Source organism: Rubrivivax gelatinosus (assembly GCF_004340905.1).
GTDB lineage: Bacteria > Pseudomonadota > Gammaproteobacteria > Burkholderiales > Burkholderiaceae_C > Rubrivivax > Rubrivivax gelatinosus.
On sequence record NZ_SLXD01000009.1, the window covers coordinates 204847 to 225864 of the forward strand.

Annotated in this window: 18 protein-coding genes; 6 read left to right on the forward strand and 12 right to left on the reverse strand. The window is 71.4% G+C overall.

What is annotated here, in order from left to right; all coding sequences use genetic code 11:
* Positions 1-34: 34 nt before the first annotated feature.
* From EV684_RS15260 to EV684_RS15305, 10 genes are all read right to left on the reverse strand, one after another.
* Entirely contained in the window at positions 35-1960 is a 1926-nt protein-coding gene (locus EV684_RS15260) for a putative bifunctional diguanylate cyclase/phosphodiesterase (RefSeq protein WP_132648144.1), read from the reverse strand.
* Positions 1954-2448 (reverse strand): GspH/FimT family pseudopilin, encoded by a 495-nt coding sequence (locus EV684_RS15265; RefSeq protein WP_132648145.1) that lies wholly within the window; start codon positions 2446-2448, stop codon positions 1954-1956. Before EV684_RS15265 ends, EV684_RS15260 begins: the two co-directional genes overlap by 7 nt.
* On the reverse strand, positions 2445-2867 hold the full coding sequence (locus EV684_RS15270) for a type IV pilin protein (protein WP_132648146.1): 423 nt from the start codon (positions 2865-2867) through the stop codon (positions 2445-2447). Before EV684_RS15270 ends, EV684_RS15265 begins: the two co-directional genes overlap by 4 nt.
* Entirely contained in the window at positions 2864-3622 is a 759-nt protein-coding gene (locus EV684_RS15275; RefSeq protein ID WP_132648147.1) for a flagellar brake protein, read from the reverse strand. Before EV684_RS15275 ends, EV684_RS15270 begins: the two co-directional genes overlap by 4 nt.
* A gap of 56 nt (positions 3623-3678) precedes the next feature.
* Complete coding sequence (locus EV684_RS15280) at positions 3679-3978, reverse strand: flagellar protein FliT (protein WP_132648148.1); 300 nt, start codon at positions 3976-3978, stop codon at positions 3679-3681.
* 26 nt (positions 3979-4004) lie between these two features.
* On the reverse strand, positions 4005-4439 hold the full coding sequence (gene fliS, locus EV684_RS15285; RefSeq protein WP_132648149.1) for a flagellar export chaperone FliS: 435 nt from the start codon (positions 4437-4439) through the stop codon (positions 4005-4007).
* Between the two features lie 170 nt (positions 4440-4609).
* Complete coding sequence (gene fliD, locus EV684_RS15290; protein ID WP_132648150.1) at positions 4610-6055, reverse strand: flagellar filament capping protein FliD; 1446 nt, start codon at positions 6053-6055, stop codon at positions 4610-4612.
* A gap of 164 nt (positions 6056-6219) precedes the next feature.
* Complete coding sequence (locus tag EV684_RS15295) at positions 6220-7089, reverse strand: flagellin N-terminal helical domain-containing protein (protein ID WP_132648151.1); 870 nt, start codon at positions 7087-7089, stop codon at positions 6220-6222.
* Between the two features lie 243 nt (positions 7090-7332).
* Positions 7333-8199, reverse strand: coding sequence for a flagellin domain-containing protein (locus EV684_RS15300; RefSeq protein WP_132648152.1), 867 nt, complete (start codon positions 8197-8199; stop codon positions 7333-7335).
* A gap of 232 nt (positions 8200-8431) precedes the next feature.
* Positions 8432-9298 carry a flagellin domain-containing protein gene (locus EV684_RS15305; protein ID WP_132648153.1) on the reverse strand — a complete coding sequence of 289 codons (867 nt, stop codon included), beginning with the start codon at positions 9296-9298 and terminating at the stop codon, positions 8432-8434.
* Between the two features lie 456 nt (positions 9299-9754).
* Between EV684_RS15305 and EV684_RS15310 the strand changes: the two genes are divergently transcribed.
* Genes EV684_RS15310 through EV684_RS15320 form a run of 3 tightly spaced genes read left to right on the forward strand, consistent with a single transcriptional unit; the run spans position 9755 to position 14390 of the window.
* Positions 9755-11761, forward strand: a complete 2007-nt coding sequence (locus EV684_RS15310) for an O-linked N-acetylglucosamine transferase, SPINDLY family protein (RefSeq protein WP_132648154.1) — start codon at positions 9755-9757, stop codon at positions 11759-11761.
* A complete protein-coding gene (locus tag EV684_RS15315; RefSeq protein WP_132648155.1) occupies positions 11758-13095 on the forward strand; it encodes a hypothetical protein in 1338 nt (445 codons plus the stop codon). The genes EV684_RS15310 and EV684_RS15315 overlap by 4 nt, the downstream gene beginning before the upstream one ends.
* Positions 13092-14390, forward strand: coding sequence for an RraA family protein (locus tag EV684_RS15320; RefSeq protein ID WP_132648156.1), 1299 nt, complete (start codon positions 13092-13094; stop codon positions 14388-14390). Before EV684_RS15315 ends, EV684_RS15320 begins: the two co-directional genes overlap by 4 nt.
* Positions 14391-14584: 194 nt before the next feature.
* On the opposite strand, the gene EV684_RS15325 is transcribed toward EV684_RS15320, so the two are convergent.
* Both EV684_RS15325 and glf read right to left on the reverse strand, forming a co-directional pair.
* A complete protein-coding gene (locus tag EV684_RS15325) occupies positions 14585-17452 on the reverse strand; it encodes an HAD family hydrolase (RefSeq protein WP_132648157.1) in 2868 nt (955 codons plus the stop codon).
* Positions 17453-17491: 39 nt separating this feature from the next.
* The gene (glf, locus tag EV684_RS15330; protein WP_132648158.1) at positions 17492-18622 is read right to left on the reverse strand and encodes a UDP-galactopyranose mutase; all 1131 of its coding nucleotides are present in this window, start codon (positions 18620-18622) and stop codon (positions 17492-17494) included.
* Positions 18623-19002: 380 nt separating this feature from the next.
* Here glf and flhD point away from each other — a divergent pair, with 380 nt between their 5' ends.
* The 3 genes from flhD to EV684_RS15345 all read left to right on the forward strand — a co-directional run bounded on the left by flhD (position 19003) and on the right by EV684_RS15345 (position 20999).
* A complete protein-coding gene (gene flhD / locus EV684_RS15335; protein WP_014427908.1) occupies positions 19003-19326 on the forward strand; it encodes a flagellar transcriptional regulator FlhD in 324 nt (107 codons plus the stop codon).
* Positions 19327-19439: 113 nt separating this feature from the next.
* Positions 19440-20006 carry a flagellar transcriptional regulator FlhC gene (gene flhC / locus EV684_RS15340; protein WP_132648159.1) on the forward strand — a complete coding sequence of 189 codons (567 nt, stop codon included), beginning with the start codon at positions 19440-19442 and terminating at the stop codon, positions 20004-20006.
* A gap of 210 nt (positions 20007-20216) precedes the next feature.
* Entirely contained in the window at positions 20217-20999 is a 783-nt protein-coding gene (locus tag EV684_RS15345; protein ID WP_132648160.1) for a class I SAM-dependent methyltransferase, read from the forward strand.
* Positions 21000-21018 lie beyond the last annotated feature (19 nt).

Genomic DNA, 21018 nt, shown 5'->3' on the forward strand with positions numbered 1-21018 from the left:
GCGCGGCCGGGCAGGCCGATTCTTTGTCCTCGGGTCAGACCAAGGCTTCGTTGGGGCTCTGGTGGGGCAGGCGGTCGGGGGGCGCGGGGCGGCCGAGCAGGAAGCCTTGCAGGGTGTCGCAGCCGTGGGCGGCGAGGGCCTGGCGCTGGGCTTCGGTTTCGACGCCTTCGGCGGTGACGCGCATGCCCAGGGCGTGGGCCATCGAGACGACCGAGCCGACGATGACGCCGACCTTGGCGTCGTCGGCCAGGCTCTGGGTGAACTCGCGGTCGAGCTTGACGCGGTCCAGCGGGAAGCGCCACAGGTGCGCCAGGCTCGAGTAGCCGGTGCCGAAGTCGTCCATCGCGATGCTCACGCCCAGGCCGCGCAGCTCGCGCAGCGCACGCAGCACGGGCTCGGTGCGCGCCATCAGCAGCGACTCGGTGATCTCCAGCTCCAGCCGCTCGGGCGCCAGGCCCGAGTCGCGCAGCGCCACCGACACGACCTCGGCGATGGCGCCGTCGCGGCGGAACTGCGCCGGGCTCAGGTTGACGGCCACGCCCAGCGGCGCCGGCCAGCGTGCGGCCTCGCGACAGGCGGCGCGCAGCACCCAGGCGCCCAGATCCTCGATCAGCCCGGTCTGCTCGGCCAGCGGGATGAAGCTCGCCGGCGGCACCCAGCCGCGCTCGGGATGCGGCCAGCGCGCCAGCGCCTCGTAGCCGACGACGAGGCCGCTGCGGGCTTGCATCAGCGGCTGGAAGTGCAGCACGAGCGCGCCGTCGGCGAGCGCGTCGCGCAGCTCGACGCCCAGGCGCCGGCGGCGCTGCAGCTCGTCGTCCAGGCGTGCGTCGTAGAAGCGGAAGGTGCCACGCCCGTCGCCCTTGGCGCGCGCGAGCGCCAGGTCGGCGTGCTGCAGCAGCCGGTCGGCCTCCTGGCCGTCGACGCCGTGCAGCGCGATGCCGATGCTCGCGCCGATCTCGCAGCGCCGGCCGCCCACCTCGTAGGGCTGGCGCAGCGCCTCGACGATGCGCTGCGCGAGCGTCGCCAGGGCGTCGGCGTCACCGGTGTCGGCGAGCACCGCGAACTCGTCGCTTCCCAGGCGCGCGACGAGGTCGCCGCTGCGCACCGTGGCGCGCAGCCGCGCGGCCACCTGGCGCAGCAGCGAGTCGCCGGCGCCGCGGCCCAGCCACTCGTTGAACTCGCGGAAACGGTCCAGGTCCATGCACAGCACGCCGCTGTGGCCGCCGCCGCGTGCGGCGGCGCGGCGCAGCGCGGCCACGAAGCTCTCGCGGTTGAGCGCGCCGGTCAGCGGGTCGTGCTGGTCGAGGTAGTCGATGCGTGCGCGTGCACTGCGTTCGGCGCGTGCGTAGGCGCGCCACAGCAGCAGCCCGGCCAGGCCCACGCCCAGCAGCCCGGCAAAGGTGGCGCTGGCGGCGCGCACCGCCGAGCGCGTCGTGACCGCAGCCGCTTCGTCGAGGTCGACCCGCACCTCGGCCACGCCGAGCAGCACGCCGTCGGCGTGCACCGGCAGCCAGACGTCGGCATGCACCGCGGCGCGTTCGTCGGGCTGGCGTTCGAGCTCGACGAGGTGGGGGCTGCGGCCGCTCGCCAGTTCGTGCACGCGCGCGACGGTGAGCGCCTCGGGCGTTGCCGGCAGGCCTTCGGAGGCCAGCGTCAGGCGGCCGTCGGGGGCATGCAGCCGGAAGGCGTAGATGCCGGTGGCCCCGCGCAGCCCGGCCAGCGGCAGCAGCGCTCGCGGTGGCGGTGCCGGGCCGAAGAGGCTGGCCGACTGCGGCACGACGCGGCCCACCTGCTGCGCCCAGCCGCGCGCCGTGCGCAGCGCCTCTTCCTCGAGGTGGCGTTCGGCCACGTCGTGCAGGCGCAGCGCGACGACGACGATCGCCACCAGGATGACCGCGCCCCAGAGCACCAGGGCCCGCGCGAGCGAGAGGCGGCTGCCGGCCAGGCGCGGCGTCAGCATGCAGGGTAGCCGGGCACGCCGACGCCGGGAGCACAGATGCGGGCCCGGCCCAGCGGTGACAGCGACACCTGCAGGCGCTCGCCGCGTGTGGACTCGAAGACTGCCGGCTGCGGCGGTACCTGGGCCTCGCCGTCGGCTTCCAGCCGCGTGGAGGCGGCATCCAGCAGGCGGATGCCGCCGTGGTCGGCGGCCCGTTCGGTCTTCAGCTGGCAGGCGCGCTCGGCGTCGCAGCCGCAGCCGGACTCGGTGGCCACGGCCCAGCACCAGGCGCCGCCGGCGCGCATCTCCAGGTGCAGCGGCAGGCCGCGGCGCGCGGCCTCGAAACGCGCTTCGCCGATGTCGGCGGCCAGCGTCTCGGCGGCGAAACGCAGCCGCGCGCGTTCGGCCGCGCCGCCGAAGGAAGGTACCGCCAGCGAGGCGAGCAGCGCCACCAGCGCGAGCGCGATCATCGTCTCCAGCAGCGTGAGGCCGAGCGCGTGGCGTCTCATCGGTTCCAGCAGCGTCGGGTGGGGCCGGGGCGCACGAAGCCGCTGTCCACGGCCAGCGTCAGCGGCGCGCAGTCGTGGTCCGCCTGCTGCGCACCGCCCGGTGCCGGCGCGGCCGCGGCATGGTAGCGGCCGTCGGACTCGCGTTCGAGCATCAGCGTGTAGTGGCCGGCTTCGCTGCGCGGGCCCAGGCGCAGCGTTTCCAGCGTCGCGGCGTAGTGGCCGTGGTTCCCGCGGTACTGCTCCTGCGCGGCCTGCAGCCGCGTCAGCGCCTGCACCGCGTCGGCGCGCCGGCTCTTGAGCAGGCTGCCCTGCCAGCTGGGCAGCGCCAGGCCGGCGACGACGGCGGCGATGGTGCACGCCGACATCAGCTCGATCAGGCTGAAGCCGCGCGCGGCGCGGCCGGGGGCCGGGGTGTTCACAGCGACATCAGCCGGCGGCGGCGCTGCGCCAGGTCGATCCAGCGCTGCAGCATGCGTTCGGCGCCGGGCGGCAGCGTCGCCCACTCGCAGCCCAGGCGAACGCCCTGGCCGTCGGACGGCAGCGCGGTGACGTGGCGCAGCGCCAGCGCGAGCGTGAAACGCGTCTCGAGGTCGAGTTCGATCTGCACGTCGGCGATCCGGATGCCGGGCTCCATCGGCGGCACGTCGTGCGGCAGCAGCATCGCGCAGCCGCCGACGCTGACGTCGAGCAACCGCAGCGCCAGCGACATCTCCGGGATCGACGGGTGGCGCAGGCGGGCGGTCGGTGCGGCGCGCCCCTGCGGGCGCACGCGATAGGCGCCTCGGCGCTGGAAGCGGTAGACGACGCGCGGCATCTGCGCCTGCAGCGCGCAGGCGCGCGGGCCGTGCACCAGCAGCAGGCCCTGCAGTTCGAACTGCAGCTTGACGCTGTCGAGGTAGGCCACGGCCACCGCCTCGTCGGCGTCGACCAGGCCCTGCAGGCTCGGGTGGCCCTCGTCGGCGCTGAAGGACAGCCGGCCCGAGGCGGCGTCCAGCGACCACAGCGTGGTCGTCAGGCCGATGCCCTCGGGCGCGTTCAGGTGCACCGGCACGCTGCCGTCGCAGAGCTGGCGCAGCAGCGCCTGCAGCTCGCGCGGGTGGTCGACGCGGAACTCGGCCCACCGGTCGATCGTGCCGCCGGCATCCAGATCGGCGGGGCGGGTGTCCTGGAACATCGCAATCGCTTTCGCAGAAACGGCGAACGCCGCCCGCGGGCGGCGCACGTGGTGCACTAGTGCAGCGTCTTCTCGCGGCCCGCCAGCGTGTCGTCGAGGTCCTGCAGCCAGGGCTCGGCGAGGTGCCGGATCTCGGCGTCGTTGACCAGGATGCGCTGCATGATGCGCGACTTGGTCTTGGCCGCCTCCGCATCGAGCGTGGCTTCGCGCGCGGCGTGCTTGAGCTGGCTGATCAGCAGGACGCAGGCTCCCTCGAGCTTGACGACCTCGTCCCAGTTGCCGGCCTTGGCGGCCAGCAGCATGTCGGCGCTCGCCTGCTCGATGGCTTCGTAGTACTTCAGGAGGTCGGTGTTCATCTCGGGATCCTCGTGGTGGCGTCGGTTCAGCCCCGTCCGGACTGGCCGCCGACCTTGTCTCCGATGGCCGCCCAGGCGTCCTGCAGCGGCTGCACCAGGCGCTGGCACTCGTCGAGCAGGGCTTCGTCGTTGCGGATGTTGGCCTGCGTCAGGCGCAGCTCGAGGTAGCCGTACAGCTCGTTGAGGTCCTGCGCCAGGCGGCCGCCGGACTTCATGTCCAGGTTCTCGCGCAGGCCCTCGCCGACGATGCGCAGCGCGCGCTGGATGCCGCGGTTCTTGCGTTCGACGTTGCCTGCGCGCATGCCGCCGCGGGCCTGGACGACGGCGTCCATGTAGCCCTCGAACAGCATCGCCACCAGGCGGTGCGGCGTGGCACCGCTGACGCCGGTCTCGGTGCCGATGTGGCGGTAGGCGTTGGCGAACTGCTGGGGGCGGGCGTACGCGGAGGAGGTGCTGAACATGGCGGGTGGTCAGTGGTATCGGCGACAGTGACGGATTTATCGGCGCCTGCGACGCGCACTTGAGGCGCAAAACGCGGCACCGCCGTCGCCGTCGTGACGGCCATGAAGCCGACGGCCCCGGCCCCGCGTCGTGCGGGGGCGGGGCCGTCGGGGCCGGGGGCGGCGGGCCGTCAGTTGTTGTTCGAGCTCAGCGCCGCGAGCTGCTGCGTGACGTAGCTCGACAGGCCCGACAGCGTCGACATGCTGGCGTCCAGCGCCTGGTACTGGCGCCGGATGCGTGCCTCGGTCAGCGCCAGACGGGTCTCCCACGCCTCCTGGCTCTTGTCGTTGCGCTCCATCTCGGCCTTCAGGCCGTCGCTGCGTGCGGTCAGCAGGCCCTCGCTGTCCACCGCCGAGCGTCCGAGGTCCCGGAAGCGGTCCATGAAACCCGAGGCCCCGGTCGTCGAGGCGTCGGCCGCGAAGAGCTTGCGCAGCTCTTCGCGGTTGCCGGTCAGCGCCTCCTTGAGCTTGCTCTCCTTGAGGGTCAGCAGGCCGTTGGCGTCCATCGAGATCCCGACGTCGGACAGGCGCGAGTACACCGTGGAGGCGGTGCTGCCCTCGTTGATCACGCCGCGCAGCTGCGACAGCAGCCCCAGCGCGGTGCGGTCGCCCTGGAGCGTGGCGCCCTGCTTGGCGGTCTCGTCGTACTTGGTCTGCTCCTTGATGTAGGCAGCCAGGTTGTTGAAGGAGGTGATGAAGTCGTTGACGCCCTTCATCACGGCCTCGTCGTCGGCCGTCACCGCGACGTCGATGTCGCCGGTGGTCGGCTTCTTCAGCGTCAGCGTCATGCCGTCGGCGACGTTCTTCAGGGTGTTGCTCGCCGAGGTCACGGAGATGCCGTTGATCGTCGCCTGCGCGTTGACGGCGGTCTGGTTGCGTGTCATCGCGCTGCTGCCGGCGGCGTCGAAGCCGAGCGTGGACAGCCCGGTGCTGCTGCTGCCGTCGTCCTCGGTCTCGGTCGCGGTGATGCGAAACGCGTTCTCCGCGCCGGTCTCCGCCGAACGGATCGACAGCCGGGCGCCGCTGGCGTCGTTGACGATCGTCGCGGTGACCCCGGCCTTGGACGCGTTGATCTTGTCGCGGATCTTCTCCAGCGTGTTGTCCTGGTCGGTGATGGTCACCGTCACCGGCGTCGCGCCGCTCTTGGCCGTGAAGCCGGTGGGCGTCGGCTCGCCGGTCCAGCTGCCGAGCTCGATCTTCAGCGTGCCGCTGCCGACCACCGCCGTCGTGGAGGCGAAGGCCGAACTCGACACCGTCTGCGTGCTCGCCAGGCGCTGCACCTGCACGGCGTAGTTGCCCAGCGTCGCGCCGGTCTCGGTGCTCACGCCCACGGCGGTGTTGTCGCTGCTGTTGGACGTGGTCTGCTTCCACATCAGCACCGAGGACAGCGCGTTCGCCGCGTCGCGCATCGACGAGGTGTAGCTCGTCAGCTGGCCGATGGCGGAGAACTTGGTCTGCAGCTTGGCCTCGGCGTTCTCCAGCAGGTTCAGCGGGCGCCGCTCCAGCGACATCAGCTTGCTGACGATCGATTCGACATCCAGGCCGCTGCCGACGCCGGTGGAGGTGATCGTGGCCATGCGTGACTTCCTTGGTTTCTCGAACGGTTATCGGCGGTCGCAGTGCGTCACTTGAAGCGCCGGATGCCAAAGACGTCACGCCGCACGGCGGGACGACGCCTCGGGGCGTCGACCGCGGTACGGCGTGTCGGTCGCGGGTGCCGGACGCAGCCGGCGGCGCGGGTTCAGCCCTGGAGCAGGCGCAGCACCTGCTGCGGCTGCTGGTTGGCCTGGGCGACCATCGCGTTGCCGGCCTGCTGCAGGATCTGCGCGCGGCTCAGGTTCGCGGTCTCGGCGGCGAAGTCGGCGTCCATGATGCGGCTGCGGGCGGCCGACTGGTTCTCCGACGAGATCATCAGGTTGGAGATGACGGCATCGAACCGGCTCTGCGCCGCGCCCAGCGTCGCGCGCTCGGAGTTGATCTTGTCGATCGCGTCGTCGATGCCGTTGATGACGGCGGCGATGTCGCCGACCGAGGTCGACGAGCCGATGCGCGCGCGGGTGGCCTCGACGTTGCCGTAGGTGCCGGCGATCGTCGTGACCTCGGCGGCGCCGGTCAGGTCCGAGGTCGTCAGCACGATCGTGTCGTCTTCGGTGGTGTTGGCGCCGACCTGGAAGGTCAGCGACGACGCCTCGGAGCCGAGGATGTGCTTGCCGTTGAAGGTGGTGCCGCCGAGCACGCGCTGGATTTCCTTGGCCAGCTCGCCGAACTCCTTGTCCAGCGACTCCTTGTCGTCGTCGGAGTTCGAGGCGTTGCGCGCCTGCACCGCGAGTTCACGCATGCGCTGCAGCGCGTCGCCGACCTTGCCCAGCGCGCCTTCGGCGGTCTGCGCCATCGAGATGCCGTCGTTGGCGTTGCGCATCGCGACGTTCATGCCGCGAACCTGGGCGTTCATGCGCTCGGCGATCGCCAGGCCGGCGGCGTCGTCCTTGGCGCTGTTGACGCGCAGGCCCGAGGACAGGCGCTGCATCGAGGTCATCAGCGACGACTGCGACGCGGAGAGATTGCGCTGCGCGTTGAGCGAAGCCAGGTTCGTGTTGATGGTCTGCGGCATGTCGAGTGCTCCTCAAGTGTCGATGGCTTCGGCGCCATCGCACCGACCGTGAATCCGGGGCGTCCGTCGCACGTGGATGCGGCGGGACATGGATGGATTGTCGGAATCCTTGAGGGCCTTGATCGGTCGAAATGAGGCGGATTGCCGCCCCAGTTCGACGCCGCAAACGGCGCGACCCCGGCGGGCAGGGCCCGGCCGGGGTCGCGGCGAAAGGCGTGCGGGGCGCGTGCCCCGCGGGGGGCGTCAGCGCAGCAGCGACAGGACCTGCTGGGGCAGCTGGTTGGCCTGGGCGACCATCGCGTTGCCGGCCTGTTGCAGGATCTGCGCGCGGCTGAGGTTCGACGTTTCGGTCGCGAAGTCGGCGTCCATGATGCGGCTGCGGGCGGCCGACTGGTTCTCGATCGAGGTCTGCAGGTTGGAGATCACGGCGTCGAAGCGGCTCTGCGAGGCGCCCATCGTGGCGCGCTCGGTGTTCACCTTGTCGATCGCGTCGTCGATCGCGTCGATGACGACCTTGATGTCGTCGGTGCTGGCCGACGAGTCGATCTTGGCGCGGGTGGTGTCGACGCTGCCGTAGGTGCCGGCCACCGAGGTGATCGTCGTGTCGGTCGTCATGTCGGCCGTGACGACGTCGATGACGTCGTCGTCGGTCGTGTTGGCGCCCACCTGGAAGGTCAGCGATCCGGCCTGCGAGCCGAGGATGTGCTTGCCGTTGAAGGTGGTGCCGCCGAGAACACGCTGGATTTCCTTGGCGAGTTCGCCGAACTCCTTGTCCAGCGAATCCTTGTCGTCGTCGGAGTTGGACGCGTTGCGCGCCTGCACCGCGAGTTCACGCATGCGCTGCAGCGCGTCGCCCACCTTGCCCAGCGCGCCTTCGGCGGTCTGCGCCAGCGAGATGCCGTCGTTGGCGTTGCGGGTGGCGACGTTCATGCCGCGCACCTGGGCGTTCATGCGTTCGGCGATCGCCAGACCGGCGGCGTCGTCCTTGGCGCTGTTGACGCGCAGGCCCGAGGACAGGCGCTGCATCGAGGTGGCCAGCGAGGACTGCGACGTCGCGAGGTTGCGCTGCGCATTCATCGAGGCGAGGTTCGTGTTGATGGTCGAGGCCATGTCGGCTCCTTGTCGGATGAAGAGGCCCGGCCGGTCGACTGTGGGGAACCTGGCGGGACGGGCGAAGTGCCTGTCCGGGGTATCGGTGTCCGGGTGATCGCGCTTGAAGAAGCGGAAAGCCGGAATAGCGGGGTGTTTGCCGGCCTGATCCCGGCGAATCCGCGGCACACAAGCAAAAACGCCGCCCGAAGGCGGCGTTGGCACTGCGGCGCCCGGGGCGCCGGCGGGCCGGTCAGCGCAGCAGCGACAGGACCTGCTGGGGCAGCTGGTTGGCCTGGGCGACCATCGCGTTGCCGGCCTGCTGCAGGATCTGCGCGCGGCTGAGGTTCGACGTCTCGGTCGCGAAGTCGGCGTCCATGATGCGGCTGCGGGCGGCCGACTGGTTCTCGATCGAGGTCTGCAGGTTGGAGATCACGGCGTCGAAGCGGCTCTGCGAGGCACCCATCGTGGCGCGCTGCGTGTTCACCGTGTCGATCGCGTCGTCCAGCGCGTCGATGACCGTCTTGATGTCGTCGGCCGACGCACTCGAGTCGATCTTGGCGCGGGTGGTGTCGACGCTGCCGTAGGTGCCGGCCACCGAGGTGATCGTCGTGTCGGCCGTCATGTCGGTCGTGACGATGTCGATGACGTCGTCGTCGGTCGTGTTGGCGCCCACCTGGAAGGTCAGCGAACCGGCCTGCGAGCCGAGGATGTGCTTGCCGTTGAAGGTGGTGCCGCCGAGCACGCGCTGGATTTCCTTGGCGAGTTCGCCGAATTCCTTGTCCAGCGAATCCTTGTCGTCGTCGGAGTTGGACGCGTTGCGCGCCTGCACCGCGAGTTCACGCATGCGCTGCAGCGCGTCGCCCACCTTGCCCAGCGCGCCTTCGGCCGTTTGCGCCAGCGAGATGCCGTCGTTGGCGTTGCGGGTGGCGACGTTCATGCCGCGCACCTGGGCGTTCATGCGTTCGGCGATCGCCAGACCGGCGGCGTCGTCCTTGGCGCTGTTGACGCGCAGGCCCGAGGACAGGCGCTGCATCGACGTCGCCAGCGAGGACTGGGAGGACGCCAGGTTGCGCTGCGCCGTCAGCGAGTTGATGTTCGTGTTGATGGTCGATGCCATGTGATGACTCCAGTCAGTTTTCGATCCAAGTTCCCGGCGAGAGCGCCGGCATACACCGGAGTGCCACGGTCGCCTCTCGGCGTGTCGTGTCATCCCGTTGCCTGCCGGAGCCTTCGGACTCTCGCCCTCGGACACCCGGCTCGCCCGCGCTAGTCAACCGTGGAGCCCCGGAAGTCGCTCTGACGTGCTTCCTCGGGCATCGGCCGGCCAACCGGACCACGGAACCTTGATTCGTCGATTCCGTTGAGGCTGGTATCGGAGCGGCACGGCGCGAACTTGAGGACTTTTCGAGAGCCGCTATCACGCCGGGATCGTCGGCGGTGCGGCCCGGTGCGGCGTAATGCACGGGATTCCGGGTGCTGTTGCGCGCTTCGTGCCGCGGGCCTGCTGCCTAAAGTCGGCGCCACAGCCTGGCCGGTCTTCGCGCCAGGTCGCCCGCGTCCATCCGGAGCCGCCATGTCCCCAGTCCTCTCCGCCCCGATCCGACAGCAACCGCCCGCGCGCAACGTGCCGCAGCGTGGCAGCCCGGCGGCGCACCAGCAGTGGAATCAGGGCGTCGCGCTCGCGCGCCAGGGCCGCCTGGTGGAGGCCGTGGCCTGCCTGGAGCGCGCGGTGCGCGCTTCGCCGGGCGTGCCGCTGTACTGGCTCAACCTGGCCAGCGTGCGGCGCAAGCTGTTCCGATACCCGGAGGCGATCGACGCGGCGCGCCGCGCCTTCGCGCTGGACACCGGCGACACGACCGCCTGCCACCTGCTGGTCGAACTGCTGCGCACCAACAACCGCGGTGCCGAGGCGCTGCAGGCGCTGGACGCGCTCGACGAGAGCGTGCCGCGCAACGCGCGTCACTGGCTGCTGCGCGGCTCGCTGCTGATGGCGGCGCAGGAGTGGCAGGAGGCCGCGCTCGCCTTCCTGCAGGTGCTGCAGGAAAAGCCCGCCGACCTGGAGGCCTACCAGCAGCTCGGTTTCGCGCTCGCCAACCTGCGCCGCTACGGCGACGCGGCCGAGTGCTTCCGCACCATCGCCATCCTCGAGCCGGCGCACTTCGGCGCCGCCGTCTACGCCGCCCACTACGCGGCCTGGGCCTGCGACTGGACGCAGGGCCCCGAGGACCAGCAACGCCTGTCGCAGGCGCTGGCGCTGCAGACCGACCCGACGAAGACCACCTCGTTCAGCCCGTTCTGCCTGCTGTCGATGAACGACGACGCCGGGCTGCACCGCGCCGCCGCGGAGATCGAGGCCGCCCGTATCGAGCGCCTGGTGATCTCGGGCGCCGGCCGCGGCGCCTGCTCCGCCTGGCCGCGTGCGGCCGAGGCGGTGGCCGCGGGCCGCATCCGCGTCGGCTTCGTCTCGGCCGACTTCCGCACCCACGCCACCAGCATGCTGGCGGTGCGCACGCTGGAGCAGCTGCCGCGCGATCGTTTCGAGGTCGTGCTCTATTCGCACGGCGCCGACGACGGCTCGGCGCTGCGCGAGCGCATGATCGCCGCCGCCGACCGCTTCGTCGACTGCACCGAGATGGGCGCCACCGAGCAGGCGCAGGCGATCCATGACGACGGCATCGCGCTGCTCGTGGACATGAGCGGCTACACCGGCAACACCCGCATCGGCGTCTTCGCGCTGCGGCCCGCGCCGGTGCAGACGCTGTGGCTGGCCTACCCGAGCACGCTGGGCGCGCGTTTCGTCGACTACATCGTCGGCGACCCGATCCTCACGCCGCTCGAGCATGCCGAGGACTTCACCGAGCACATCGCCCAGCTGCCGGTGTGCTACGAGCCGACCGACCCGCTGCGCGAACATCCCGACGCGTCGACGCGCGAGCAGGCCGGCCTGCCCGGGGACGCCTTCGTCTTCGCCTGCTTCAACCAGAGCTACAAGATCACCGAGCCGGTGTTCTCGCGCTGGTGCCGCATCCTCGAACGGGTTCCCGGCAGCGTGCTGTGGCTGCTCGTGCCGCAGGAGGAGATCCAGGCCGCGCTGCGCGAGCGCGCCGCCGAGCGCGGGCTGGACCCCGCGCGCCTGATCTTCGCCCCCTTCGTCACGCCGAGCGAACACCTGGCGCGCCTGCCGCAGGCCGACCTGTTCCTCGACACCTTCCCCTACGGCGCGCACACGACCTGCTCGGACGCGCTGTGGATGGGCCTGCCGGTGCTCACGCAGATCGGCCGCAGCTTCTCGGCGCGGGTCGCCGCCAGCCTGCTGGCCGCCGTCGGCCTGCCCGAGCTGGCGGTGGACTCCGAGCAAGCCTACGAGGAGCTGGCGGTGCACCTGGCCACCGTGCCGGGCGACCTCGCGCGGGCGCGCGCGCATCTCGACGAGAAGCGCCTGGAGCTCGCGCTGTTCGACAACGAGCGTTTCACCGGCGAGCTGGCGGCGCTGTTCGAGCGCATGGTCGTGCGCTGGCGCGACGGCCTGCCGCCGCAGGCGCTGCCGGCACTCCCTGTCCGTGATGGAGGTCAACGATGAGCGGTCTGCACCTGGTCTCGTGCTATCTGCGCGGCGACGCCTTCGTCGACGGTTTCCTGCGTGAGCTGGAAGCCGATCTCCAGGCGCTGGACCAGCGCCTGATCGTGCTGCCGACCTACAGCCCGGTGCAGGGCGCCGACGCGCTGCCCTTCATCGAGACCTCGTACACGCTGGACGGCTACCGCCGCATGGCGCCGGGCGACGGCGATGCCGGCACCGGCCTGCTGCCCGAGGCGCTGTCCGACGCCGAGCAGGCCTGGACGCATCACCCGCGCAGCCCGCGCCAGCACCGCGCCTCGGTCGCCGCGGCCCAGCGTTTCTTCGGCCGCCTGCTCGACGAGCTCGAGCCCGACACCGTGTCGGTGTGGAACCCCACCGTGCCCCAGGGGCGGCTGCTGCAGCTGGCCAGCCTCGCGCGTGCGATCCCCTGCTACGGCATCGAGCGCGGCGTGTTCGCCGAGACCATGATGCTCGAGTCGCGCGAGGTCGGCGCCCAGGCCGACGTCGCGCTGTGCACCGCGCTGCGCTCGATGCTGGCCGCCTGTCCCGAGGACGGCGCGGCCTTCGACGCCGTGCGCGAGCACTACGCCCAGCGCGATTTCGCGCGCTACGCCGCGGCCAGCCGCTGCGCGGGCGCCGAGCTGCGCGCGCAGCTCGGCATCCCGGCGCAGGCGCCGGTGGTGGTGCTGGCGCTGTCGGCGTCGGCGGCCAACTGGCTGCCGCGCACGCTGCCGGGCGCGCGTTTCGCCTCCCCGTGGTTCGACTCGGCCGAAGCCGCCGCGAACGCGCTGCTGCAGGCGCTGCCGCCCGAGGCCTTCCTCGTCGTGCAGAACCATCCGCTGGACCGCGGGCACTGCAGGCTGCCACGCCATCCGCGCATGCGCCACGTCGAGCGCGTGCACATCAAGACGCTGTTCGACCTCGCCGACCTGCTGTGCTTCATGGGCTCGACGACCGTCCAGCACGAGGCGCTGCTGGAAGGCAAGCCGGTGCTGCTGCTGTCGCGCAGCCAGCTCTCGGGCCAGGGCGTCGCCTACGAGTACCATGGCGGCGAACTCGCGCCGCTGCTGGCGGGTGCGCTGCGGCGCGAAGGCCACGAGGCGCATCGCGCCGCGGCCGCGCGCTACGTGCCCGCCCTGTTCCGCCACGTGCTCTACGGCCGAGGGGACTCGCCCGCGTGCCAGCGCCCGGCGGACCTTGCCCGCCACCTGGCCGGCCTGGAGTCCTTTCACCCGGCCGGCGTCGAGATCCGCATCCAGCGCTGGCTGGGTGCCGCCGGTCAGGACCTCAAAGCGGCCGAGGCCGCGTCCAAGCGCATGGGAGCCTACGCATGAAAGTCGCCGCCTTCCTTCCCGCCAAGGGCAGCAGCCAGCGCATCGAGAACAAGAACCTGCGCCTGCTCGACGGCAAGCCGCTGTTCCTGCACACGCTCGAGAAGCTGATGAGCTGCCGCTTCATCGACGAGGTCTTCCTCGACACCGAGTCCGAGGAGATGATCGAGCTGGCCCGCGACAGCGGCTGCAGCATCATGCGCCGCGACCCGGAGCTGGCGAGCAACCGCACCGACGGCAACCAGCTCTTCCTCAACGAGGTCATGCACACCGACGCCGACATCGTCGTGCAGGTGCTGTGCACCAGCCCGTTCATCTCGGAGGAGACGCTCGAGCGCGCCGTGGCGACGCTGCGCGCCGACGCCTCCTACGACTCGGCGGTGCTGGTCCGCCGCGACAAGCAGTACCGCTGGGAGGACGGCCGCCCCGCCTACGACATCGAGCACATCCCCAACAGCAACACGCTGCCCGACACCGTCATGGAGACGATGGGGCTGTACGCGATGCGCGCCGAGGCCGCGCGGCGCCTGAAGCGCCGCATCGGCGAGGCGCCGCTGATGCTCGACGCGTCTCCGCTGGAGGCCATCGACGTCAACTGGCCCGAGGACATGGAGCTCGCCAACCTCATCGCCGCCGGCCGCCGCGAACAGGACCGCCGGCTGCTGGCCAACCTGCGCTCGCTGATGAACAGCTCGCTGCTGTCGGACATCCTGGACGACCTCGGGCTGCGCCACCAGGTGGTCAAGGGGCTGCGCCCGAACATGCCGCACAGCCGCGTCGTCGGCCGCGCCAAGACGCTCAGGCTGCGCGCGCTGCGCCCGGGCGAGGACTTCCGCGGCATCTACAAGGCGCTGGACTCGTACCGCACCATCGTGCCGGGCGACATCATCGTCGTCGAGAACGAGGTGCCGCAGCACGCCTACTTCGGCGAGCTCAACGCCAACCTCGCGGTGCGCGCCGGTGCCGTGGCCGCGATCGTCGGCGGCCAGACGCGCGACTCCGCCGACGTCGTCAACGTCGGCCTGCCGGTCTTCGCCACCGGCTACACCTGCCAGGACGTGCGCAAGCGCGCGACGCTGGACTCGATCAACCGGCCGATCAGCATGCAGGGCATCACGGTGCACCCCGGCGACCTGGTGTTCGCCGACAGCGAGGGCGTCGTCGTCATCCCGCGCCAGGTGGAGAAGCAGGTGGTCGCCACCGCGCTGTCCAACGCCAGCAACGAGAAGCGGCTGCTGATCGACATCGCCCAGGGCATCGAGGTCGATGCGCTGACCGAGAAGTACGGCTTCTTCTGAGGCCTGCGACGCCGGCCGCGCGCTGCGGCCGGCGCGCACGACCCGGGCCCCGCCCGCCGCGGCAAGCGGCCGGCGGGGCCTTTTCCATGGGCGCGTGAAAACGCCGCCCGGTGGGCGGCGGCGGCGGGGGAGGGAACACGGTCGCGGCCGAGCCCGGGCCCCGCGTCGTGCGCGAGGCCGGGCGCGCCGCCCGCTCAGGCGTCGGCCGGGGCCTCGCCGGCGTCGCGCCGGGTCAGCGGCCGGAAGACCACGCGCAGCGCCGCCTTGCCGGCCACCGGGCTGGCGCCCGAGGGCAGGATCACCAGCGACTCGGCGTTGCCCAGCTCGATGACGCCCGGGGCGTGCTCGCTGGCGCCTTCGAGCACCAGCAGCGGCTTGACGTCGATCTCGCGATCCCCGGCCAGCGGCACGATCTCGGCGCTGTGCAGCTGCAGCCATTCGCAGCTTCGGCCGAAGGCGAGCGCCACGCTCCACTGCGGGTCGGGCAGCGGGATCATCCCGGCGAAGAAGCCGTCGTGGGTGAGGTTGGCCTCGATCTCCACGTACTTCATGCGTTCGCCCTTGACCAGCGCGGCCAGCAGCGGCTCCTTGCGCATCGACCAGCCGTTGTGCGTGATCGGCACGCCGAAGCGCACGCCGGTGATCATCGCCAGCGACAGCTCCAGGCCCGCGGCGCGCAGCTCGGCCGGCAGGATCATGCGGCCGGCGCCGTGCTGGCTGCCCACGTACAGCAGTCCGTGGCGGCGCAGGCCTTCCAGGCCGCCTTCCAGGTCGAAGAGCCGGCGCGTGACGCGCGTGCCGAGGTTGATGTCGATCTGGAACTGCGCCAGCAGCTCGAGCTCGGTGGCGTTGGGGAAGAAGGTCAGGCGCGCGAGGCTGCCCATCGCCTCGTCGCGCAGCACCGTCGCCGCCGGCACGCCGCCCGAGCGGCGGAAGAAGGCTTCGGCGTCGGTGGCGAAACGCAGGCATTCGGCCTGGATCCGGTCGACCGTGGCGCGCTGCGCGATCTCCACGCCGTCGTCCTCGAGGACCGGCGTGCCGTCCTCGGCGTAGCCCACGGTGCTCGCGCCTTCGCACGACAGCAGCGTCTCCAGCAGCACGGTGCCGGTGAGCAGCAGGTTCAGCGCCCGGCTGTCCAGCCAGCTGCCGTCCATCAGGCCCTTGAAACGATCGTCGACGGAGCCGATGGCCAGCAGGTAGCGGCCGTAGACCTCGACGTTCCACTCCTCGGCCATGATCGGCGTGAGCAGGCGCTGGATCGTGCCCGAGGCGCCGATGTCGACGAAGACGATGGTGTCGCCGGGTTTCATGTCGGCCTCGCGCTCCAGGTGGCGGCGCAGGCGGTGGCGGAACTGGGTGGACGCAGCGACGATCTCGGCCACGACCACCGGCTGGCGCACCGCGCGCGTGAACGCGCTCAGCGGCTGGCGGCTGTACTCGGCCTGTTCCAGGATCTCGGCGGTGCGTTCGGGTGACAGCAGCAGCTGGCGCGCCAGCATCGGCAGCGACAGGTTCGGGCCGCGGGTCGCGAGGTACTGGTCGATGTCCTCCAGGCTGCGCAGGCTGGCCGCGTAGGCGGTGAAGCGGCTGATGAAGGCCGCAGACGAGGGCAGCTGGCCCTTGATGGCGCGGTAGGTCTGCAGCGGCAGGTGCGCGTCGCGCATCAGGAAGACGAGCTTGACCTTGTCGCGTGCGTCGGCGAGCGCTGCGCCTTCGTGCTCCAGCCAGGACGCGAAAGCGTGCAGGATGGGGCCCAGCGTCGCGTGGCCGATGGCCGCCGGCGGCGACTCGGCAACGCTGCCGTGGGTGGCGTGCACCGGGTGGTAGGGCATGTAGACGGCACGCGAGTGGCGCGCGCTGCCGTCGAGCAGCGAGACCGCCGTCACGGCCATGCGCCGGCGTTGCAGCGCCACGTCGTGCTCGTGCAGCAGGTGCGTGGCCGACAGGCCGAGCGAACGCGGCGCCTCGAAGTCGGCGGCCTTGTTGTCGCCCAGGTGCAGCGAGGCGGGCGTGTTGCCGTGCGCGTGCAGCCCGGCGATGCGGAACAGCCCCTGCTGCTTGGACACCCCGTTCTCCGAGGAGACGACGACGTTGCCGATGGCGGCGTAGGCGTCGGCCGGCAGCGTGTGCTGCAGCAGCCGGCGCAGCCGTGCGGAGTCGAAGTAGGTGTCGCTGACGATGGTCACCGGCAGGCGGCGGCGCTGCGCATCACGCAGCAGGCGCACCGCCGACGGATGGGCGCGGCAGGCCTGCATCTCGGCGGCGAGTTCGTCCTCGGCCAGCCAGTGCAGCATCTCGCGGCTCAGCCCCGGACGCGCGGCCTGGTGGATCTGCTCGAGCGTGACCTCGGTGCGGCCGGTGCGCACCAGCTGCAGCTGGCGCGCGCAGACGTCGGCCTTCTGGCGCGCGACCGCGTCGATGCCCGCGGCCTTGAACGCGGGACGGTGCTGCAGGTCGTAGAAGACGTCCGACGGGTGGTCGGTGTGGCGCCACAGGATGGTGTCGAAGCAGTCCAGCGTCAGCGCGCGGATGCCTTCGGTCTCCTCGAGCAGGCGGCCCATCGAGTCGGGGCGCACGATCATCGGCGCGTAGATGCCGCTGGGCGCGGCGGCGGCCGGAGCCGGCGCGGCCACCGGGGCCGCCACGGCCGCCGGCGCGGCGGCCGGGTCCAGGCCCTGCTGGAGCTTGGCGCGGCACAGCTCCACCAGTTCGGGCTGGCTGGCGAAGCGCTCGGCGCGCGTGCCCTCGGTCAGCTCGAGGAACAGGTCGTGGGCGCGCGCGGTCTCGCCGGTCGCGTCCAGCGACAGCGCGAGCGCGAAGGCGCTGTCGTCGTGCAGCGGATTGGCCGCCAGCGCGGCGCTCGCCGCCTGGATGCACTGCGCATGACGGCCGCACTGCAGGTGCAGCGCCGCCAGGTCGCCCAGCAGGTCGGCGTGGCCGGGCTGCAGCTTCAGGGCCTCCTGGAGCATGCGCAGGGCCTGCTTCTGGTCGGTGGCGTTGAGTTCGAAGGCGGCCTGGCGGACCTCGCGGACCGCGCGTTCGGTGGGCGTCATGGTGTTCATCGTGCGTAGCCTCGGGAGGATCGGTGGGGCGGGAGCCGTTCAGGCGGCGGTACTGCGGGCGGACCCGCCTTCGGCCAGACGCCGTGCGAGCGCGAGCGCCGCGCCGACCACCTGGTCCATGTTGTAGTAGCGGTACTGCGCCAGCCGGCCGAGGAAGAAGACCTCGGTCTCGGCCGCGGCCAGCGCCTCGTAGCGCCGGTAGAGCGCTTCGTTGGCGGGGTTGGGGATCGGGTAGTAGGGCTCGGCGCCGGGAGCGTCCATGCCCTGCGGGATCTCGCGCACGACCGAGCTGCCCGGATGCTGCTGCCCGGTCAGGTGCTTGAACTCGGTGATGCGTGTCCAGGCATGGTCGTTGGGGTAGTTGACCGTGCCCACCGGCTGCAGCTGCGGCGTGTCGGCCAGGTGCTCGTGCTCGAAACGCAGGCTGCGGTAGGGCAGGGCGCCGAAACGCCGTCCGTAGTACTCGTCGATCGGGCCGGTGAAGACGGTGCGGCGGCGGTCCGTGCCGGCGACCAGGGCGTACTCGACGCCGGTGCGCAGCTCGATGTTCGGATGGTCGAGCATGCGCTCGAACATGCGCGTGTAGCCCTCGGCGGGCATGGCCTGGAAGCGGTCGCTGAAGTAGCGGTCGTCGTCGTGGGTGCGCGTCGGGATGCGGGCGGCCACGCCGGCGGCGAGCTCGCTCAGGTCCAGCCCCCACTGCTTGCGCGTGTAGCCGCGGAAGAAACGTTCGCACAGGTCGCGACCGACCGAGTTCAGCACCACGTCTTCGCTGCTGCGGATCGGCTCGCGCGGCTCGCGCACGCGCTCCAGGAACGCGGCGACGCCGGCCTCGTCGAGGTCCAGGCCGTAGAGCGTGTTGATCGTCGTGCGGTTGATCGGCAGCGGATAGGCGCGGCCGCTCGCGGCGTCGGGCACGGCGAGCACGCGGTGCTCGTAGGGGCGCCAGGCCGTGAAACGCGACAGCCAGTCGAACACCGCCTGGCTGTTGGTGTGAAAGATGTGCGGGCCGTAAGCGTGCACCAGCACGCCTGCCGCGTCGGGCCGGTCGTAGGCGTTGCCGCCCACGTGGGGACGTTTGTCGATCACGAGCACGCGCTCGCCGGCTTCGGCGAGTTCGCGGGCGCTGACCGCGCCGGCGAAACCGGCGCCGACGATGAGGGTGTCCATCCTGGCTCCTGGCCGGCGGCACGCACCGGGTGACGGCGCGCGGCATCCACCGGCGATGGCGGCAGTCTAGGCAGCGGGGCTGGATGACAGTGGCTGGAAATGGGCCGCTAAAGGCCGGCAGTTCGCCGCCGATCGCCCGGCCGCGCCGGCGCCGCCAAGTGCCTGTCGCGCAAGGGATCCGGGCTCGCGCGGGGGCCTTGCCGAGGGTCGCGGCGGTGTCGGGCGCCGGACGACACGCCACGGGCTTGTAGGAATTTGCCTGACACGCCCCGTAGAAAAACCGGGACTCAAGCCACGGAAGTGGCCCGATGTTGCGGTCCTTCTCCGATCCATACAGTTCGTATCACACCAGTCGCCCACCGACACACAGGAGCCCCGAGATGACCGCCGACCAGATCCTTGCCGAAATCCGCGAAGCCAACCTCTCGTACCTGATGCTGGCCCAGAGCCTCATCCGCACCGACCGCGAACAGGCCCTGTACCGCCTGGGCGTCAGCGAAGAGACCGCGATGCTGATCGCCACGCTGACCCCGGCGCAGATGATGAAGATCGCCGGCGGCAACACGCTGCTGTGCCGCTTCCGCATGGACGACGACATCGTCTGGAGCCTGCTGACCAGCCACGGCAAGAGCTCGGCCAACGACGGCGTCTCCCGCCTGCACGCTTCCATCCTGATGGCCGGGCGCCATCAAGAAGCGGCCTGAAATAGAGCCCCCAAGCTCCCTCCCGGTCGCTGCCCCCCGAGGGGGCGCGTTGCGACGGACCGGCGGAGCCGGATCCGTGCAACAACTTGATCAAGACATCGGAGACTTCCACCATGGCCCGCAACAAGAGCATCCTGACCGAAGCCAAGCAGATCGAGCGCGCGGTCACGCTGATCAACCTCGGCGCGCGGCTGCAGGTGCTGGAAAGCGAGACCGACCTGAGCTACGAGCGCCTGCTGCGCCTGTACAAGGAAGTCTCGGGCAAGAGCCCGAGCAAGGGTCAGCTGCCGTTCTCCACCGACTGGTTCATGACCTGGCAGCCGAACATCCATTCGAGCCTGTTCCTGAACATCCACGAGTACCTGAACAAGGCCGCGGTGCTCGACGAGATCGACATCGTCATCAAGGCCTACCAGCTGTACCTGGAGCAGATGCAGTCCCAGGGGCTGGAGCCGCTGCTGTCGGTGACGCGTGCCTGGCGCCTGGTGAAGTTCGTCGACAACGGCATGCTGACGATGACCGCCTGCAGCAAGTGCGGCGGCCACTACGTCACCCACCCGCACGAGATCGCGCGCCATTACGTCTGCGGCCTGTGCAACCCGCCGGCGCGTGCCGGCAAGGGCAAGGCCGGCGGCCTGCAGCTCGCCGGCTGCCACGGCGAGGGTGAACTGGCGCATTGAGGCATTCCGTCACGGCGGCGGTGCTTGAGCCGGCGCGTGCCAGGACGATAGGTGTTTCATCCGGCTCCATAGCGTTTGTCTCCTCCTGGCACAGACTCCTGTGCATTCAGGCGGCGGGTCCCGACGGGATCCGCCGCTTTTCTTTTCTGGGCCGGCATCGCCCCGTTTCTCCGGCGCTTGCCCGCGCCGCCGGCGTCGCACACTGGCTGCATGTCCACCCCCTTCGCTCCGCGACTGCCCTGGCCGCTGCCGGCCGTCGCCGCCTGGCTGCTGGCCTGGGGTGCGTTCGCCGCTGCGCTGGCCGCAGGGTTGGGCGCGGGCCCGGCCTTCGTCGCCGCTTTGGCCGTCGGGGCGGCGGTGGCGGCCACGGCGCGCGGCCTCTGGCGCCGGCTGCTCGCCGGCGCGGGTTTCCCGTTGTCGGCGCTGGCGCTGGGGGCGCTTCCGGGCCTGCCCGGCTGGGCCTGGCTGGCCGCCGCGGTGCCGCTGGCACTGGCCTATCCGCTGAAGGCCTGGCGCGACGCGCCGTTCTTCCCGACGCCGGCCGGTGCGCTGCAGGGGCTGCAGGACGCCATCGCCCTGCCGCCCGGCGCGCGTGTGCTCGACGCCGGCTGCGGCCTGGGTCACGGCCTGGCCGCGCTGCGGCGACTGTGGCCCGATGCCCGCTTCGAGGGCGTCGAGTGGAGCGCGCCGCTGGCCTGGCTGGCCGCGCGGCGCTGCCGCTTCGCCGCCGTGCGCCGCGGCGACCTGTGGGCCGGCTCCTGGGCCGCAGTGGACCTGGTCTACGTCTTCCAGCGGCCCGAGAGCATGGACCGCGTCGCGGCCAAGGCCGACGCCGAGATGGCGCCCGGCAGCTGGCTCGTCAGCCTGGAGTTTCCGGTCCCCGGGCGCGAGCCGCAGGCCCGTGCCGGCAGGCCCGGTGGGCGGCCGGTCTGGGCCTATCGGATTGGCACAAGCGGTAATTCGCCCTCAAACACCGGGAGACGGCGCCGATAACACGCCAAGTACCCCGCGT

Excerpts from the sequence above, each read along its gene's own strand:
- glf (WP_132648158.1), bottom strand. The coding sequence starts at position 18,622 with ATGGACACCCTCATCGTCGGCGCCGGTTTCGCCGGCGCGGTCAGCGCC.
- EV684_RS15300 (WP_132648152.1), bottom strand. The coding sequence starts at position 8,199 with ATGGCCTCGACCATCAACACGAACCTCGCCTCGATGAATGCGCAGCGC.
- EV684_RS15265 (WP_132648145.1), bottom strand. The coding sequence starts at position 2,448 with ATGAGACGCCACGCGCTCGGCCTCACGCTGCTGGAGACGATGATCGCG.
- fliS (WP_132648149.1), bottom strand. The coding sequence starts at position 4,439 with ATGTTCAGCACCTCCTCCGCGTACGCCCGCCCCCAGCAGTTCGCCAAC.
- EV684_RS15315 (WP_132648155.1), top strand. The coding sequence starts at position 11,758 with ATGAGCGGTCTGCACCTGGTCTCGTGCTATCTGCGCGGCGACGCCTTC.
- EV684_RS15305 (WP_132648153.1), bottom strand. The coding sequence starts at position 9,298 with ATGGCATCGACCATCAACACGAACATCAACTCGCTGACGGCGCAGCGC.
- fliD (WP_132648150.1), bottom strand. The coding sequence starts at position 6,055 with ATGGCCACGATCACCTCCACCGGCGTCGGCAGCGGCCTGGATGTCGAA.
- EV684_RS15260 (WP_132648144.1), bottom strand. The coding sequence starts at position 1,960 with ATGCTGACGCCGCGCCTGGCCGGCAGCCGCCTCTCGCTCGCGCGGGCC.
- EV684_RS15345 (WP_132648160.1), top strand. The coding sequence starts at position 20,217 with ATGTCCACCCCCTTCGCTCCGCGACTGCCCTGGCCGCTGCCGGCCGTC.
- EV684_RS15280 (WP_132648148.1), bottom strand. The coding sequence starts at position 3,978 with ATGAACACCGACCTCCTGAAGTACTACGAAGCCATCGAGCAGGCGAGC.
- flhC (WP_132648159.1), top strand. The coding sequence starts at position 19,440 with ATGGCCCGCAACAAGAGCATCCTGACCGAAGCCAAGCAGATCGAGCGC.
- EV684_RS15275 (WP_132648147.1), bottom strand. The coding sequence starts at position 3,622 with ATGTTCCAGGACACCCGCCCCGCCGATCTGGATGCCGGCGGCACGATC.
- EV684_RS15310 (WP_132648154.1), top strand. The coding sequence starts at position 9,755 with ATGTCCCCAGTCCTCTCCGCCCCGATCCGACAGCAACCGCCCGCGCGC.
- EV684_RS15320 (WP_132648156.1), top strand. The coding sequence starts at position 13,092 with ATGAAAGTCGCCGCCTTCCTTCCCGCCAAGGGCAGCAGCCAGCGCATC.
- EV684_RS15295 (WP_132648151.1), bottom strand. The coding sequence starts at position 7,089 with ATGCCGCAGACCATCAACACGAACCTGGCTTCGCTCAACGCGCAGCGC.
- EV684_RS15325 (WP_132648157.1), bottom strand. The coding sequence starts at position 17,452 with ATGAACACCATGACGCCCACCGAACGCGCGGTCCGCGAGGTCCGCCAG.
- flhD (WP_014427908.1), top strand. The coding sequence starts at position 19,003 with ATGACCGCCGACCAGATCCTTGCCGAAATCCGCGAAGCCAACCTCTCG.